The 17,987-nt window shown below is 55.4% G+C and carries 12 protein-coding genes; 2 read left to right on the top strand and 10 right to left on the bottom strand.

The genetic code is table 11. The annotated features are described in order from the left end of the window. Window position 1: 1 nt before the first annotated feature. The 10 genes from HMPREF9334_RS10020 to HMPREF9334_RS09975 all read right to left on the bottom strand — a co-directional run bounded on the left by HMPREF9334_RS10020 (window position 2) and on the right by HMPREF9334_RS09975 (window position 16,669). A complete protein-coding gene (locus HMPREF9334_RS10020) occupies window positions 2-1,645 on the bottom strand; it encodes a DUF4127 family protein (RefSeq protein WP_006693354.1) in 1,644 nt (547 codons plus the stop codon). Beyond that, window positions 1,642-2,373, bottom strand: coding sequence for a hypothetical protein (locus HMPREF9334_RS10015; RefSeq protein ID WP_006693353.1), 732 nt, complete (start codon window positions 2,371-2,373; stop codon window positions 1,642-1,644). The genes HMPREF9334_RS10020 and HMPREF9334_RS10015 overlap by 4 nt, the downstream gene beginning before the upstream one ends. Further along, on the bottom strand, window positions 2,373-3,071 hold the full coding sequence (locus HMPREF9334_RS10010; RefSeq protein WP_006693352.1) for a DUF2225 domain-containing protein: 699 nt from the start codon (window positions 3,069-3,071) through the stop codon (window positions 2,373-2,375). Before HMPREF9334_RS10010 ends, HMPREF9334_RS10015 begins: the two co-directional genes overlap by 1 nt. 136 nt (window positions 3,072-3,207) lie before the next feature. After that, window positions 3,208-6,657, bottom strand: coding sequence for a 4-alpha-glucanotransferase (gene malQ, locus HMPREF9334_RS10005; protein WP_006693351.1), 3,450 nt, complete (start codon window positions 6,655-6,657; stop codon window positions 3,208-3,210). A gap of 144 nt (window positions 6,658-6,801) precedes the next feature. Continuing rightward, a complete protein-coding gene (glgA, locus tag HMPREF9334_RS10000) occupies window positions 6,802-8,247 on the bottom strand; it encodes a glycogen synthase GlgA (RefSeq protein WP_039957523.1) in 1,446 nt (481 codons plus the stop codon). A gap of 120 nt (window positions 8,248-8,367) precedes the next feature. Beyond that, the gene (glgB, locus tag HMPREF9334_RS09995) at window positions 8,368-10,734 is read right to left on the bottom strand and encodes a 1,4-alpha-glucan branching protein GlgB (RefSeq protein WP_006693349.1); all 2,367 of its coding nucleotides are present in this window, start codon (window positions 10,732-10,734) and stop codon (window positions 8,368-8,370) included. Window positions 10,735-10,797: 63 nt separating this feature from the next. Further along, a complete protein-coding gene (locus HMPREF9334_RS09990) occupies window positions 10,798-13,263 on the bottom strand; it encodes a glycogen/starch/alpha-glucan phosphorylase (RefSeq protein WP_006693348.1) in 2,466 nt (821 codons plus the stop codon). 167 nt (window positions 13,264-13,430) lie between these two features. Beyond that, window positions 13,431-14,537: a glucose-1-phosphate adenylyltransferase subunit GlgD gene (gene glgD, locus HMPREF9334_RS09985; RefSeq protein ID WP_006693347.1), complete on the bottom strand. Its 1,107-nt coding sequence runs from the start codon at window positions 14,535-14,537 to the stop codon at window positions 13,431-13,433. Window positions 14,538-14,562: 25 nt separating this feature from the next. After that, window positions 14,563-15,717 carry a glucose-1-phosphate adenylyltransferase gene (locus HMPREF9334_RS09980; RefSeq protein ID WP_006693346.1) on the bottom strand — a complete coding sequence of 385 codons (1,155 nt, stop codon included), beginning with the start codon at window positions 15,715-15,717 and terminating at the stop codon, window positions 14,563-14,565. A gap of 379 nt (window positions 15,718-16,096) precedes the next feature. Next, the gene (locus HMPREF9334_RS09975) at window positions 16,097-16,669 is read right to left on the bottom strand and encodes a TetR/AcrR family transcriptional regulator (RefSeq protein WP_006693345.1); all 573 of its coding nucleotides are present in this window, start codon (window positions 16,667-16,669) and stop codon (window positions 16,097-16,099) included. Window positions 16,670-16,842: 173 nt separating this feature from the next. Here HMPREF9334_RS09975 and HMPREF9334_RS09970 point away from each other — a divergent pair, with 173 nt between their 5' ends. Next, window positions 16,843-17,637 carry a cation-translocating P-type ATPase gene (locus HMPREF9334_RS09970; RefSeq protein WP_006693344.1) on the top strand — a complete coding sequence of 265 codons (795 nt, stop codon included), beginning with the start codon at window positions 16,843-16,845 and terminating at the stop codon, window positions 17,635-17,637. A 53-nt stretch (window positions 17,638-17,690) separates the two neighbouring features. Beyond that, window positions 17,691-17,957 carry a 30S ribosomal protein S20 gene (gene rpsT, locus HMPREF9334_RS09965; protein WP_006693343.1) on the top strand — a complete coding sequence of 89 codons (267 nt, stop codon included), beginning with the start codon at window positions 17,691-17,693 and terminating at the stop codon, window positions 17,955-17,957. Window positions 17,958-17,987 lie beyond the last annotated feature (30 nt).

The raw sequence follows: 17,987 nt of genomic DNA, 5'->3' as shown, positions 1-17,987 counted from the left end.
GCTATTTCCTCCTCGCAAGGTACTCCTGCGCAAATCCCAGATCTTCGGGCAGAATGTCCGACTCAAACATGCGGTTCCACGGGAATGTCACAACAACAGAGTCAATCTCGGCGATTGGCGGCAGGTTCTCCTCGATGAAGCGGTTCATCATGCGCGACGAACGCATGGAGACGGCATCCATCTTCGAGCCGAGACTGCCATAGAATCCGTCACCGCGCAGCCATGTAAGCTGGCGTGCGATCGTGTTGCGTACATTCGCCTGATACGCCCAGTCATCGAGGTAGCGCGTTGTCAGAAGGTGATCCACCGAATCCCCGTTCATGTGACGGACGAGCATCCCCTCACCGAGGGCAAAGCCGGAGCTGTTCGTCGGCGTGTTCCAGCCGGCATAGGCTTGGATCTTGTAGAGAAGTCCACGTTTCTGCAGCTCTGTCATGAGCGCATTGTCCGCCCCGTTGGCAAACGCGATATCGGCGATGGCAACAGGATACCCCTTCGCCACATAGTCTGCAACGAGGTCGGCGAAATACATCGTCCCATCACGCGGCGTGCCGTCATTGAGGACTGCATTCGCCTCATAGGTGCGCCCGTCGGGGTTCGTGTTCACTGTGAGCACGACATCTGCCTTCTCCGGCGCACGCACCATCATACCGCCCGCTGCAAGCACGGCATCCGAGATCGACGTGCTGATCTTCTCATCCGAGTACGCAGGTACAGTATCTGCGCCGCGCCCCCAGTTGTACTGTGCGAAGACAAATGGGATCTCATGTTTCTGCTCGTTCACCGCGCGCGTCAGCATGAGCAGGGCAATCTCATCGATGCCCGCCATTGTCTGGAAGCGAGCCTTGCCGAGATCCGCGCCCGCCGCTGAGAGGTGACGGCTCTCCAGATGCGTCTGGGAGAACGGGGCGTTATCATCACGCCCGAGGGTCAAATAGCGGAATGTATTGCGCTTTCGCAGAAGGTCGATCAGATATTCGTTCACCGCATAGTTCTTCTCGCGACGCCCCATCCAGTCGGCAAGTGCCTCCTTCGGGATCAGACGTCCGAGGAAATCGTACTCCTTGCGCTCGCGGCGCGTGAGCCCCTCGACCTCATCCTTGTCACGGAGGACGGTATAGCGGAAGATATCCGCACCGTAACGGCGATAGTACTCCGGCTCCTCATGCCCCGATGCTTCGCCCGTACGCGGTGTCCGCATGATCGAGCCGAACACATAGAGCGGTGTCTTGGGATGCGCACGCTGAAGTTCATCGAAATGCTGTGCCCGTGCGAGCACCTCGCTGCGCGAAAAGCTGTGCTTGCGCGAGCCGACGAGACTTCCGTAAACCATGGCATCTGAGGAAATGACCGCCGCCTTGACTCCCGGCTGTGCGATATTTTCGTCAACCCATCGCCACAGCTCATCGGGATGTCCCCAGTCCTCACGATTGCCGAGCAGCTCCTGCGGCGGGACAATGATCTCATAACCCACACGGTGCACAACATCCGCCGTCTGCTTACTTGAGATCGGACGGCTGTCATGCGGGATAAAGACGATCTTCTCCGTGACTGGCGCCCTCTTTGCCGCGTCGGCTGACTGCGGCAGGAGGAGGATCGCCAGGATGGCAAAACAAAGAATGCGAATGAAACGTGATTCTGTCACGATGTCTCCCCTTTCCCTGCACTTTCTTCAGAGACCGATGAACGCTGCTCCTGCAAAAGCCCTTTGAGCGCGGACTTCACATCATCGGGCACGTTCAGCTTCGTATCGAACATGATACCGCCCTCCTGCACCACTGCGCTCTCAATCTCGATCATATCCGTCAGCTTGTGCCCTTGGAACGTCGTCTGCCCGAGTTTCGACGCGGCAAGCACCTCATGAAAGTCCACATAGACCTTGTTGCCGTGAATCTCCACGGGCAGTGCATCGGACACGTCAAACCGCCCCATCAGACGCTCCGCCATCGAGAGCGAAACGCGCGAAAACACCCATGAGACAAACCCGTGATTCGGGATGTTCTTCTCCCGCACACGGTAGACCGCATAGGACTTGTCTCCGTCGTGGACGAATTCCTCGATGATGCCCGAAAGCTCAACCGTCTTATACTTTTTCGTTGTCGTACAGGTGATATCAAGCCGCCCATTTGCCCGGGAATGAAGCACAATGCTGCGGACCGATCTGTCCGTCCCGATGTTCTTTGCAATCGCCTCGTTCAGCACGGAGTCGCGCACAAAGAGATGCCCCTCGGCAATCTGCGCCAGTGTCTCGCGATCCCATGTGTCACGCAGTACCGTGAGTGCAGGACCATAGTCTGCCACCGCCTCACGCACACTGCCCCAGTCAATATTTTTCACCTGCTCGATAAAGTTTGCAGGAATGTCAATTACCATCAGCTGTCTGCCTTCTCCGCTTCCGCCTTCTTCTCACGCAGCTCGAGCCAGAGGTTCTGCGTGCGCTCGAATAGTTTTGTATCGTTCTTACGGACTTCCTGATCACTCATGATCTGCGAGAGCATCTGCGTCGCCTTCTCATAGTCCTCCAAACGGTAGTACGCCGCACCTGCGATATAGAGTGCCATGCTGTCGCTCATCCCGTTGATCGGATAGTGCTCCGTCATCACCGACTTCTCATAGAGCTCAGCGGCACTGCGCAGCATCTCATTCTCCTTGTCCCGCTCCTCCGTATCGCGGTAGACCCACGCCATGCCCATGCAGTACCCCGCCTGCTTTTGAAGCGGCCAGCCGAGACGCTCGGCAAAGTAGATGCCGAGCTTATAGGCACGGATCGCCTCCTCCACCGTGCGCTCCTCGTGATACGGCAGGTTGATGGTACGTCCTTCGAGGAGCTCCTGGATCTTCGCCTTGTCGCGTGCGGAGAGCGGTTCGTCCGCAAACTGCTTCTCATCGGCGGCAAATCCGCAGTGCTCACACAGCCAGACACGGTAGCGGTAGGGGTTCACCCCTTGATAGTGCACACAGAAATCCTCATCCGTACTTAGCGTGATGAGACGCGCCTTCAGCTTCGTCACATGCGTTTTCTCTCCACAGACCGGACACGGCTTCTCCACCGTATATGTATACTCTGCCATCGTACTTCCTCCCTACAAAGAATCTATTTCAGCATACCATAAAATGCGAAAAAAAGAAAGAATCTCAGCCGTTCATTCCATGAAGAATCCCTCCGCGCGTCGAGATGCGGAGGGATGATCTTGCCTGCAGAATTTCTCACCGATGGTATCGCACGCAGAGCGCCTTGAGTTTCTTCGGGTCGAGTTCAAGGAGGTAGTCCTTCTTGAGGCTCCACCGCCAGTTGATACCAACCGTCCCCGGCGTATTCATGCGGGCGCGTTCGTCGAGTGCGAGGAGATCCTGCATGGGGATGATCGCCATGCGTGCGTGCGATGCGTACGCCGCCTTGATGAGGCGTTTGCAGATGGTCTTCGGGCGATCCGAGGTCGTGCCCGTCATGTTCGCCAGAGTCTCGCGCAGCACCTCGTCGATGTCGCGTGTGTACCAGCCGACGGTAGTGTTGTTGTCGTGCGTCCCCGTATAGACAATGCTGTTCTCGGGGGTGACGAAGCCGACGCGTCCCGACTCATTTGGCTCAAGCATGAAGTGTACGATCTTCATGCCGGGGAAGCCGCAGTCGTCGCGCAGACGTTCAACCTCACTGGTGATGATGCCGAGATCCTCAGCGACAATGTCGAGCTCCCCGAGTTCACGCTCGATCTCATCGAAGAACGGCTTTCCGGGTCCCTTGAGCCAACGCCCGTTGATCGCCGTCTCCGCCTTGCCGTCGATCGACCAGTACGCCTCAAAGGCACGGAAATGATCGATGCGCAGGATGTCCACCTGCTCATGCAGCTTGCGGAAACGGCGTTTCCACCACGCGTAGTTCTCCGCCTTCATCGCATCCCAGTTGTACTGCGGATTGCCCCAGAGCTGCCCATTCGCAGCAAAGTAGTCGGGCGGTACACCTGCGACCGTGCGCGGTGTACCGTCCTCATTGAGGTCAAAGAGGTGCTGATGTGCCCACGCATCCGCGCTGTCCTGTGCGACGAAGATCGGCATATCGCCAAGGATTTCAATGCCCTTTTTCCGCGCATAGTCATGCAGACGATTCCACTGAAGATGGAAGATGTACTGCTTGAAACGGTCGAGTTCGATTTCATCGGCCTGCTGTGCGGCAAGCTCCCTGAGTGCATCGGGGGCACGGTATTTGACCGGATCGGGCCAGTCCGTCCACGCCGTACGTGCATACGCCTTCTTGCCCGCATGAAAGAGAGCGTAGTCGTCGAGCCAGTACGCCTCTTTCTCACAGAATTCCTTGTAGTCCTTGTCCTTCGCACTCGTCTTGCGGAACGCACGGAATGCCTTCTCGAGCACATCCTTCTTGAACTGCTTGACACGCTCGAAGTCGATGAACGCCGTGTTCGCCTCATATGGCAAAAAGAGATCCTTCTCCGTCAGCCAACCGCGCGCGGCAAGCTCCTCGAGGTCGATCATCATAATGTTGCCCGCAAATGCGGAGATGGACTGATAGGGTGAGTATCCGTATCCGACCGGGCTGAGCGGCAGAACCTGCCAAACCTTCTGCCCCGCCTCTGCGAGGAAGTCAAGGAAACGGTACGCCTCCTTACCGAAGTCGCCCACGCCGTATTTCGACGGCAGGGAGGTCGGATGTAGGAGTACGCCTGCCTTGCGCTCGTAGCGGCGCGGTTCTTTGCGCTCGCGCAGGAGCAGCCCAAAGAGCGGCGGGATCTTGATGCGCAGCCGCCCGCGCTCCACCTCATAGGTGCGCGAGGGCTTGAATGCGTCCTCGAAGGTGCCACAGGCAAAGTCGCTCACATCGATCTCGATCGTCAGCGTCTCCGTCAGGTTGCGGTTGAATGCGGCAATAAATACGCCGTCCTCCTTCTCCTGATTGAACACATCGTAGCCCGAACGGATCGTGCGCGCGTATGCAATGACATCACCCGCGCCATAGAGCGGCAGAATTTCACCCGTGCGGAGTGCATCGTTCTCGTTGCGGATGGCGATGAACCGCTCGAACCAGCTGCGAATCTCCTTGTTGCCATGTTCCCAATCGTAGGGACGGCGGTTGAACGGGTCTTTGAAGCCCTGCATTCCAATCTCGTCGCCGTAGTAGACGCTCGGCACGCCGGGGTAGGTCATCTGCCAGAGCGTCGCCATGAGGAGGCGGCGCATACCGAGATCGAACTGCTCATCGGTCATACGCACACGCGACTGCTCGATGGCGGGCATCCCCTCGTAGTAGGGAACGCCCGCGAGCACGGTGATCGCACGCTGCACGTCATGACTGCCGATAAGGTTCATCATTGCATAGAGGTTTTCCTTCGGGTAGTTCTCGATCTGGCTTGCGAGCCGCCGTGCGGTCTGATGTCCGTCGGACGCACCCGTGAGAAAGTCGAACATGATGGTGCGCAGCGGATAGTTCATCGCCGAGTCCATCTCGTTGCCCGAAAGGTATTCGCGTGGCGTTCCGTACGCAACCTTGTTCGACGCGTCCTCCCAGACCTCGCCGATCATGACGGCATCGGGGTCGCGCTTCTTGAGCTCGGCAAAGAACGTCTTGGAGAACGTCGGCGGGAGTTCATCGATCACATCAAGCCGCCACCCCGCAATCCCCTCATTCATCCAGTGATGGAGTACACTGTCCTTACCCGTGATGACAAAATCCATATAGGCAGGATCGGTCTCGTTGACGTTTGGAAGTGTGTCAAAATCCCACCAGCAGTCATACTCGTTCGGGTAGTTGCGAAAGTGATACCACGAGTAGTACGGGGACTCCTTCGACTGATACGCGCCGATCGATCTATACTGATGCTGACGGTTAAAGTAGATGCTGTTGCTGCCCGTGTGACTGAACACGCCATCGAGGATGATGCGGATGCCACGCTGCTCCGCCGCTGTGACGAGCGCGCGGAAGTCCTCAATGTCACCGAGCACGGGATCGATCTTGTGATAGTCTCCCGTGTCGTAGTGATGGTTGCTCTCGGACTCAAAGACGGGGTTGAAGTAGATGCAGGAGATGCCGAGATCCTTCAGATAGTCCAGCTTCTCCATCACACCGCGCAGATTCCCGCCGAAGAAGTCATAGGCGATGATCTCCTTCGTGTCCGGATCCTTGAGATACATTGGGTCGTCCGTCCAGTCCGTGCGGATGACCGCCCCCTTCTTCTTCACAATCGTATCGCCCGAGCGTGCAAAACGGTCGGGAAAGATCTGGTACATGACGGCATTCTTGAACCAGTCGGGCGTATGCGCCCCCTTGTTATAGATCGTGATCTGATAGGATGAAGGTGCCTCCATACTGAGTGCTCCAACACCGCCCAGCATTTCCGCATTGTTTCCGTAAAAATAGGTGCCGCTCTCGGTCGTAATGACAAAGTAATACCAGACAAGACAGCCATAGTCCGGCAAGTTGAACCACGCGGTATAAAATTTTTGCTCTCCCTGCGTGTCCCTCGTCTCAAGTGGAATCAGACGCTCCCCCGTCTGATCCTGCCACAGGCGTACGAGCACCTGCTGTATGGTCTCGTAGGTACGAATGCGGATGCCAAGACGCAGCCGACTCCCTGCTTCGGCTGCCCCAACAATGGAGCGGTAATAAATATTCTGCGAGTTGTGCTCCACCTGATAAGCTTCCAGCATAACATCCTCCCCCTTCCTAAAATTAAACGCACAGAAACCACTGGCGAATCAAATGTTCTTATTTTGAACGAATTCACCAGCGGTTTCATAAAAGTTGCATCGTATATGACCTAAATGCGGTCACCCAATGCACAGCAAAGCAACTCATTTTTCGTGCAGGAGGCGTTCATAGAGGGTCTCGTACTCCTTTGCCGACCGCTTCCAGCTGAAGTCACTGTGCATCGCCGTGAATACCAGCTGCCGCCACTCGCGAAGATTTCCGTATGCAGCGAGTGCACGCTTGATCGCATACATCATCTCGTGCGCATTGTATTCGTAGAACAGGAATCCGTTCCCCTTGTCCACGTCCGAACGATCGAACTGGACGACAGTATCCTTGAGCCCGCCCGTCTCACGCACGACGGGGATGGTTCCATAGCGCATGGCGATGAGCTGTCCGAGACCGCACGGCTCGAACATGGACGGCATGAGGAAGATGTCCGATGCCGCATAGATGCGCTGTGCAAGTTCGTTCGAGAAACGAATGTTGATCGACGCCTTGTTCGGGAAACGCCACGCAAGTTCCTTAAACCAGTCTTCGTAGCCGCGGTCACCCGTACCGAGCAGAACGAACTGAACATTCTCATGCTGCAGGATCTCATCCAGTACACGCACCACGAGATCAAGCCCCTTGTTCGCCACAAGGCGCGTGACCATCGCGATCATCGGCGTGCGGCGATTCTCTGGCAGCCCAAGGTCACGCTGCAGACACACCTTGTTGTCGCTCTTGCCCTCGACCGCCTTCTTCACACTGTAGTTGACATAGAGATTCTTGTCCGTCTCGGGGTTGTAGACATCATAGTCAATGCCGTTGACGATGCCAAACAGCTCCTCACGACGCTTGCGCAGAAGCCCCTCAAGATGCTCGCCGTAGTAATCGTACTGGATTTCCTCGGCATAGGTCTTACTGACGGTCGACACGTAGTCGGCGTAAATGATACCCGCCTTCATGAAATTGACCGCATCGAAGAACTCAAAATCGCCGTTGTTGAAATACTGCCAGTCAAGCCCGAGCACATCCGTCATGACATCCTTCGGGAATACCCCCTGATATTTGAGGTTGTGAATGGTGAAGATCGTCTTGATCCCTGCATAGCGTTCATCCGCCTGATGCTCGAGCTTTAGGAACACGGGGACGAGCGCGGAGTGCCAATCGTTCGCGTGGATGATGTCCGGCCAGAAATCCAGCGCAGGCAGGAGATTGAGTACAGCGCGGCTGAAAAATGAGAACCGCTCCGCATCGTCGGGATATCCATAGAAGCCTTCGCGATTGAAATACTCCTCATTATCCACGAAATAGTAGGTCACGCCGTCCAGCACATACTTGTCAATACCGACGAACTTGTCCCGCCATGCGACATTCAGGACCCCATCGTAGATATGCTCCATCGTGTTCCGAATCTGTTCAGAAATCGCGCCGTACTTCGGTAGGATAACGCGGCAATCCACGCCATCCTTGACGAGTGCAGCGGGGAGCGACCCTGCCACATCCGCAAGACCGCCGGTCTTGACAAAGGGAACTGCCTCTGATGCTACATAAAGTACCTTCATCCCAATATCCTCCTTTATCTCGCGAAAGGATGCCGTAACCATCCGCCCTGCGAGTTTTTCATACTGTATTTCGCAGCTTTCGTCATTCTCCTGTTCAATGCGTGCAGAGAGTTCTTTGTCTTATGACTTTGCCGCACGCGTTTTCTTTGGTTTTTCCTCAACCTCTGCCGCAGCCTTGCGCACAGGCTTCTTTTTCGTCGCTGTCATGGATGCTGTTTTCGTCTTGGCGGCGGACGTTTCCAGGGACTTCGAGGATTTCGTCGCATCCTTTGCGGGTGATGCCTTTTTCTCTGCCACAGTCTTTGCCGGCGGTTTCTTGGACGCCGCCTTCTTTACGGACTTTCCCCCCGTCTCAGCTTTCTTCGCGGTGCTCGTACGCGTTGATTTCTTCGGCGCAGCTTTTTTCGTCTCTTTCTCAGCGGAGGTCTTTGCTGATGCCGTGCGCTTCTTCGGGGTGGTTTTCTCCGTAGCCGGAGCTGCATCCGCCTTCTTTGCCGCTGCCGCCTTTGCCTTAGAAGTTACCGATTTTTTTTTTGCAACGGCATCGACTGCCTCAGCCACTTTATGGTCGGGCGTTCCCGCACCGCTCTGCTGCTTCAAACGGTAGAATGTGGTCGCCAGAGGCGGTACGGTGATGACGATGGACTGCTCACGTCCGTGGAATGCGTAGTCCTCGCTCACAATATCACCTGCATTGAGGACGCCGCTGCCGCCGTAGCATTCCTCGTCGGAGTTGAAGACCTCGACATACGTCCCCTTCGTCGGCACGCCGATGCGATAGCCGTGTCGCACCTCGGGGGTAAAGTTGTGGACGCAGACGATGAAGTCACTGCGATCCTCGGCGCGACGGACGAGTGCGATAATGCTGTTCTCGCTGTCGTTGCAGTCAATCCACTGGAAGCCGTTCCAGTCGAAATCAACCTCCCAGAAGGGCTTGTTATCGACGTAGAACTTATTGAGTGCCTTCGAGTACGCGAGCATCTTCGTATGCATCGGGTACTGCTCGACGAGATGCCAGTCCATGCTGTCGTCAAAGTTCCACTCAATGAAGTGTCCGAACTCACCGCCCATGAAGAGCAGCTTCTTGCCCGGATGCGCCATCCAGTAGCCGAAGAATCCGCGCAGCCCCGCGAACTTCTGCCAGTAGTCGCCCGGCATCTTGCTGATGAGCGAGCATTTCCCATGCACGACTTCGTCGTGTGAGAGCGGCAGGACGAAGTTCTCGGAGAACGCATACATGAGGGAGAACGTGATCTTGTCCTGATTCCACTTGCGGTAGATCGGGTCAAGGCTCATGTAGGAGAGCATATCGTTCATCCAGCCCATGTTCCACTTGTAGTTGAAGCCCATGCCGCCCATGTAGACAGGCTTTGAGATGAGCGGCCATGAGGTCGACTCCTCCGCGATCATCAGCGCCTGTGGATGGTACTTGAAGATTGTCTCATTGAGCTTCTTCAGAAAGTCCATCGCCTCAAGATTGCCTGTGTCGCCGTATTTGTTCGGCTGCCACTCGCCGTCCTTGCGCCCGTAGTTGAGGTAGAGCATATTTGCAACGGCATCGATGCGCAGGCCGTCGATGTGGAACTCCTCGAACCAGAACAGCGCATTCGAGATGAGGAAACTCTGCACCTCTGTGCGCCCGTAGTCAAAGTTCGTGGTGCCCCACTCCCAGTTCTCCGCACGCATCTCATTGTCGGATTCATAGAGGTTCTTGCCGTCGAAATGACGCAGCCCCTGCTCGTCCTTGCAGAAGTGCCCGGGCACCCAGTCCATGATGATGCCGATGCCGTTCTGGTGCGCCGTATCGACCAGATAACGGAAATCATCAGGCGTGCCGTAGCGGCTCGTCACGGCGAAGTACCCCGTTGCCTGATAGCCCCACGACCCATCATAGGGGTGCTCGCAGAGCGGCATGAACTCAATGTGGGTATAGTTCATGTCCTTGACGTAGCTGATAAGCTGATCCGCCAGCTCACGGTAAGAGAGGTAGTCGCCCTCAAGCGTGCGCCGCCAAGAGCCCGCATGCACCTCGTAGATCAGCATGGGACGCTCATAGGAGGACTCCTCCTCCTTGCGCTTCTGCCACGCCGCATCCTGCCACTCGTAGTGGTTCATGTCGTAGGTACGGGACGCTGTCTGCGGTTTCTTCTCAGCATAGAATCCATAGGGGTCTGCCTTCATGATGCGCGGACCGCCCCACTGCGGCTCGATGGCATACTTGTAGATTTCACCCTCGCCGAGCCCCTCGACGAATACCTCCCAGATCTCGCCGTCATCGATGCGGTTCATCGGATGAATGAAGACGTTCCAATCATTGAACTCGCCGACAACACTGACCGCCTTTGCATTTGGTGCCCACACCGTAAAGCGGACGCCCTTTTTGCCGCCCTGCTCCACAAAATGCGCACCGAGCATCTCCTGGGCATGATAATTCGTTCCCTGATGAAAGAGGTACAGATCAAACTCACTGAGCGCGGATGTTTTCATACGAACCCCTCCTGTGTTTTCCTCGTAAGGAGTGCGGATATATACCGTACTCCGCTCGTATACCTACGAGATAATAACGGGATGGATGTTCCAGATCTCCCGTGCATACTCGTCGATCGTGCGGTCGGACGAGAACCCGCCGGAGTGCGCGACGTTCATTGCCGCCGTGCGCGCCCAGCCTTCCTTGTCCTTGAACCGCCGCATGACCTCGATGCGTGCGTTGTCGTACGCATTGAAGTCCTTTAAGATAAAGAATTCATCGTTCGCGTGCAGCAAATAGTCATACAGCGAACGGAAATCTCCGTAAGTGCCGTCGACGAGCTGGTTCATCACCGTGCGTACCTTCTCATTCGTGTTGTATTCATCCCACGCAGAGTACGCCCCCGTCGCATAGTAGTTCATGACCTCCTCGGCTTTGAGCCCGAAGATGACACAGTGCTCATTGCCGACCGCATCACGGATCTCGACATTTGCACCGTCAAGCGTGCCGAGCGTGATCGCACCGTTCATCATGAACTTCATATTGCCCGTACCCGAGGCTTCCTTCGATGCGGTCGAGATCTGCTCGCTGACATCCGCTGCGGGATAGACCAGTTCGCCGATGGAAACACCGAAATTCTCGATGAAGATGACCTTCATGAAGTCATTGACGTGTTTGTCCTTGTTGATCCGATCCGCAACCACGTTGATGAGGCGAATCGTCTCCTTCGCTATGTAGTAGCCCGGTGCAGCCTTGCCGCCAAAGAAGTAGGTCACAGGCTGCGTTAGGAACCCCGGCTCGCTGAGAGCACGCTGGTAGCGGTACATGATGTGCAGAATGTTCATCAGCTGCCGTTTGTACGAGTGAATGCGCTTAACCTGAATGTCGAACATCGAATCCGGGTCGAGCTTCACCCCGTTGTGCCGCTCGATATAACGGGCAAGCCCCTCGCGGCGCAAGTGCTTGATCTTCATAAGCTGCTCAAGGAAGTTTCTGTCATCGACACGGTCATACAGTCCATCCATCTTCTCCGGATGGCGATGCCACGAATGACTGCCGAGCGCATCGTCAATCAGAACCGCGAGCTCGGGGTTTGCCCCCATCAGCCAGCGGCGGTGCGTGATGCCGTTGGTCTTATTGTTGAACTTGCGCGGCGTATAGTCATAGAAATCCTTGAGTGTCGTGGATTTCAAAATACCCGTATGGATCTTCGCCACACCGTTGACGCTGTGTCCGCCGATGATGGAAAGACGCGCCATGTGAATCACGTCGTCCTGAATGATGGAAAGCGCACGCACCTTGTCCTCATTGTTTGGATAGCGGCGGCGCACCTCCTCAAGGTGACGGCGGTTGATCTCGTCAATGATCATGTAGATGCGCGGGAGCAGCGGACGGAACATATCAATGCTCCATGTCTCAAGTGCCTCAGGCATGATCGTATGGTTCGTATACGCAATCGTATCGCGCGTGATCGCCCACGCGTCCTCCCACGTCAGTGCCTCCTCATCGACAAAGATACGCATGAGCTCCGCGACACAGAGCGCGGGATGGGTATCGTTGATGTGGATGCCGATCTTCTTGCCGAAATCGTAGATGCTCATGCCCGTCTTCTTGTAGTGACGGACAATGCTCTGCACCCCTGCCGAGACGAAGAAGTACTCCTGGATGAGGCGCATACGCCGTCCCTCGAATGTGCTGTCATCCGGATAGAGGTAACGCGTAATAGACTCGACAAAGCTGCGGTAATCATTCCGCTGCTGAATCTGCTCCTGCGTCAACATACCGTAGTCGGAGAAGTCACGGTTGACCTCGGCATTCCACATACGCAGCGTATTCACCGTCGCGTTGTGATAGCCGACAATCGGCATATCGTACGGTACCGCCATGACGATCATCGGATCCTCATGGACAAGCTCGAGCTTGCCATTCCCCATGTCACGCATATAGGCGTTGCCGCCGAACTTGACATCGACGGACTTATCGGGTTTGCGGTACTCCCATGCAAAGCCGTCGCGGAGCCAGTTATCGGGAATCTCAACCTGGTTGCCGCCGACAATCTTCTGCTCAAAGAGCCCGTACTGGTATCGAATCGTGCAGCCGTGCCCCGGATAACGATGCGCTGCGAGTGAGTCGATGAAACAGGCGGCGAGACGGCCGAGGCCGCCGTTGCCGAGGCCCGCGTCCGGCTCTACCTCGTAGGCATCCGAGAGGTTCAGCTTGAAATCTCCTAGGACCTCCTTCAGAGCCTCCTCGATGCCGAGATTGATGAGGTTGGACTTTAAGAGCCTGCCGAGCAGGAACTCAATGGAGAAGTAGTAGATCTGCTTCTCCTTGCGCTCGGCATACTGCTTGTTCGTCTTGATCCAGTTATCCGAGATGGACTGCTTGGCGGTTGCTGCGATTGTCTTGTAGATCTCAACCTCTGTCAGTTCCTCTACCTCGCGTCCAAACATCACATGCGCGGTCGTGATAAAACGGCTCTTGAGGATCTTTTTCATCGTCTCGAGAGCTTTCCCTGTCGGTCGGTTGACCTGATCCTTCTGTGCCAAATCGTCCACTCCTTTTCCAAACTTCTCTTGTCTCCCCCCGACCTTCTTTTCCTACACACGGCAGAAATCCCCGTAAGAAGTATCAGAAACAAGAAGCCGTTATAGTCCCTCCCGCTCCGAGAATCGGAGCGGAGAAGGAACCGCTAACGGCAAATAAACAGATTTCTTTAGATTGTGATATTCTTCTTGATCACAAGCGGATACTCTGCAGCTCCCTTCAGCCATTTCTCCGCCGTGATGGTGACATTCTTGTCGCAAATAACATTTTCGACAAGCGCGCCATCCTGAATATCGCATTTCTGCATGATGATCGAATTGCGGATCTTCACACCCTTGCCCACTTTGACGCCACGGAACAGGATGCTGTTCTCTACCTCACCGCGCACGATGCAGCCGTTTGCAATGAGGGAGTTCGTGGCCTTCGCTGTCTCCTTGTACTGCACGGGTACGCCGTCCTTGATCTTCGTGTAGATGGGACGCTCCCCCATGAAGAGCCCCTGCCAGACCTTGGGATCGAGGATCTCCATATTCGCCCGGTAGTAGGTCGACATGGAGTCCACGTGAGCCATGTAGCCGTCGTGCGCGTACGCGAACATCGTGTAGTCACCGAAGCGTCGGATGATCCCGTCAAGCATGAAATCCATGCCGCCGCGCTCATAGGCATAGCGAACAATCTCAACGAATGCGCGCCTATCCATGAGATAGATGCCCATGGAGACTTTCATGCCCTGATACGCGACCGGTTTCTCTGCGATGTCGAGAACGAGGCCATTCTCCGCTGTATCGAGCACAATGTTGTTGCCTGTGTTCTCGTCCTCCGTCGTATGCGAGACGAGCGTAATATCCGCGCCCGTATTCTGATGGAAGCGGAGCACCTTGTTGAAGTCGATGTTGTAGACAAAGCTGCCGTTCGCAAGCAGAATATAACGCGAAGACGCATGTTCGATGAAGTCAAGATTATAATAGAAATTCTTGAGGTCGCCCTTGCGGCGCTGCGCATCATCGTGCGCTGCCGGCAGGTAGAAGAGGCCGTCATGGCGGCGTGCCAGATCCCAATCCTTGCCCGAGCGCAGATGGTCGAGCACCGAACGCGGCTCGTCGGGAAGCATGATGCCCACCTTGTGAACACCGGAGTTGACCATGCTCGAGAGAGAAAAATCAATCAGGCGATAGCGTCCGGCGAAGGGAATGGATTCAACGGCACGCCGATCTGCAAGCTCACGAATGAGACTGCTATCCTCCTGCAGATTGATGAGGCCCATCACGCTGTTCATTGTAGTTCACTCCATTCTCTTCGGATCAGCCGACGCACTTCTCGCTCGAAGCCGCTGTCACCGTCTCTCCTTCGGGGATGACCGTAATCTGCGTCTGCTCGCCGACGACCTGAGCCCCCTCCTCAATCACAGCACGCTGCGCGAGAATCGCATAGTCCACAACAGCACCGTCACTGACGACCGCTGAAGGAAGGAGAACCGAGTTGCGTACCACCGCGCCCTTGCCGACGCGTACGCCCGGGAAGATCACGGAGTTCTCAACCGTGCCAAGGATCATCGTACCTTCGCTGATCATCGAGCGCGTGATCTTTGCCTCCATGCCGACGAACTGCGGCGGCATGGACGGGTTGAACGAATAGATGCGCCACTTGCCCGAGAGCTCGAACGGCGGCTCATCCTGCAGAAGATCCATGTTCGCCTGCCACAGGCTCTCGATCGTACCGACATCCTTCCAATAACCGTTAAAGGCATAGGAATAAAGTCGCCCCTCATCGGCGAGCATCTTCGGAATGATGTCCTTGCCAAAGTCATGGCTCGAAGTCTCGCTCTTTGCGTCAGCAGTAAGGTATTCCGCGAGATAGTCACGATTGAAGATGTAGATGCCCATTGAAGCAAGATTGCTCTTCGGCTTTGCCGGTTTCTCCTCAAACTCGACAATACGACCGCTCTCGTCCGTATTCATAATGCCGAAGCGCGACGCCTCGTCCCACGGCACTTCAAAGACCCCGATCGTCGCCTGTGCCTTGTTTTTCTTATGCGACTCAAGCATCCACGCATAGTCCATCGTATAGATGTGGTCGCCCGAGAGGATGAGCACATAGTCGGGATCCGCCATATCGACGAAGTTGAGGTTCTGGTAGATCGCATCTGCCGTACCGCGATACCACTCCGCCCCCTTCTCACGCGCATAGGGCGGCAGGACGAAAAGTCCCCCGTCACGCTTATCGAGATCCCACGCGCTGCCCGAACCGAGGTACTGGTTCAGCTCCAACGGACGATACTGCGTCAGAACACCGACCTTTTCGATGCCGGAGTTCACGCAGTTGCTGAGAGGAAAGTCAATGATGCGGTATTTCCCCCCGAACGGAACCGCCGGCTTTGCGACGCGCTTCGTGAGCGCACCAAGGCGGCTGCCTTGTCCGCCTGCCAGGATCATTGCCAAGCACTCTGTTTTTCTCATAGGTATTTCTCCCCTCACGGATACCTGGCGGTATCCCCAACATATATGCAATGGCAAAACAGTTGGGCTTGCCGTACACCCATCCGCCTCGCCGTATTCCTGCCGAGTTCAATGAGGTGGCACTCATTCTTTCGTGTTTTCCCTCCGATATTTACTTTAATATACTTAGTTAATTCGATAAACAAGCCAAATTTCCTGCAAGTTCCTGCGTCGTTTTCAGTCTTTTTTCAAACTCACCAAAAGGACAAAGGACTTTTGTACTTCCCATTTTTTATATTTATTGTACCATTATTGTACTCTATGTTTGCCTGCGAATCAAGAAGCTGACAGAGAAAAATTTACAGAAAACAATGCGCCGTATGTTCAAAACCTTTCAAATTCATGCATTGTTCATCTTGCGAAAGATCGGGGTGATAAGTGCGGCATACATCTCCGTCATCTCCTTCGGTGACTGGCGGCAGCCGCCCTGCATCCACCACTCCACCATCAGCATGAAGCTTCCCGTGATGTGATGGATGAGAAAGTCCTCGGGCAAACGGTGCTCACGCAGGAGCGCGTCCCCGCGTGCGCGCAGTGTCTCCCCCAGCTTCTCGCGAAAATAGCGGAGAAAGATGTCACGGCTCTCGCAGGTCAGGAGGCTGCGAATATTTTTCTGCTGATCCTGCATATGGTAGAGCATATGCGAGATGATCGTCGCAGGGTTGTCGCGGTCACGAGAGAAATCGTGACTGCCCTCATCCGTGACATCCTCGAGCACATGGGAAAACATATCCTCGCACATTGCACGCAGCAACAGATCCTTCGTCTCGAAGTGCGTGTAAAACGTGCTGCGTCCGACATCCGCTGCCTCGATGATGTCCTGCACAATGATATTCTCGTACCGTTTGCGTGCAAGGAGTTCCTGAAATGCAGCAAGGATTGCCTGTCTGGTCTTTTTACGGCGTCGCTCCATCGCGTTTTCCTTCCATCCATTCGATCGATTTGAACATATTTCTTATTTTGTCCAATAACGGACATTCAAGTCGAACTGTTTCTTACGTTTTTTCTTCGTCTATTGTACTATATGTTCAAAACTGAAACAAGTTCGTCTTTTGAAAATCATGTCGTTCCAAGGAGGCCTTTCTCATGAGATTGGAAGCATCGGAAACTCAAAAAATCCTGATGGGCATTGCTGCCCTTCTGTGCTTTGCCGTGCTCATCTACTGGGGGACGGGTGAGATGGTACGCGCTGTGACCGCCGTCATCGCGTTCAGCCCCTGCGCCTGTCTTCTCGCGGGATCAACCGCCGCGGCGGGGGCCGAACTCAGCCTTGCACGCCGCAGTATCCTCGTCCGTACGAGCAATGTTCTCAAAACGCTCGGATGTGCGGAAACGATCGTATTTGACTGCAACGTTCTAAACCGTACGGACAATCTCAACGCTGATTTTCCACGCATGATCACAACCCTGCGCCGCATGGGACTGCATCCTGCCCTTCGCGCGGACGATGACACAGAGACAGCAGCGCGCATTGGCGCAGTTGCCGGCATCTCGGATCTTCGCAGCGATGCGGATATGGAGCGTGTATCCGCGTCCTCCGCGCCTGTCGCACTGGTCCATTTCCACCAATGCGCGGCACACGGCAGCAGCATCCGCATCGCTCTGAGCAGCAGCACTACCACCGCTGATGCGGTCATCCTCAGCGACGATCTGCACAAGCTCCTCGTGCTCATCCGCATGGCACGCCGTACACGCGGGAAGATCGAGCAGAACGAGATCTTCGGCAACACGCTCGGATTCATCGGCATCGGGCTCGCTGCGGCAGGCATTCTCACCCCCGTCTCGGGCGCACTCTGGCATGCAGCATCCGCACTCATTCTCCTGCTTAACGCCGCAAGCCTTCGCTCCGTCGGCGAGCGCGAAAAAAAATTTGCATTTTAGAATGTCGTGTGATAGAATGACCCAGTACATTTTTCGTTGAGGGGGTGAACCATTTGCCAAACATCAAGGCATCCATTCTGAGTGTAAAGTCTGACGCCAAGCGCCGTGCACGCAATGTTGCAGAGAAGACGCGCGTCCGCCGCGCCATTCGCAGCGTCAACGACGCTGTTGCTGCCGGCAACGCAGACGAGGCGAAAACCCTCCTCGTTGCGGCATACAAGTCCATCGATCAGGCGGCTGCAAACAATGTCTATCACAAGAACGCTGCAGCACGCAAGAAGTCGCGTCTTGCCAAGAAGGTCAATGCGCTGGCACAGTAAGCATAAAAAACGCCATTCCATACGGAATGG

Origin of the sequence: Centipeda infelix ATCC 43532 (assembly GCF_000234095.1) — a bacterium.
In the GTDB taxonomy this organism is placed as follows: Bacteria; Bacillota; Negativicutes; order Selenomonadales; family Selenomonadaceae; genus Centipeda; species Centipeda infelix.
The sequence above is the reverse complement of the archived record's forward strand: the minus strand, read 5'-3'. Positions and strand labels throughout refer to the sequence as shown.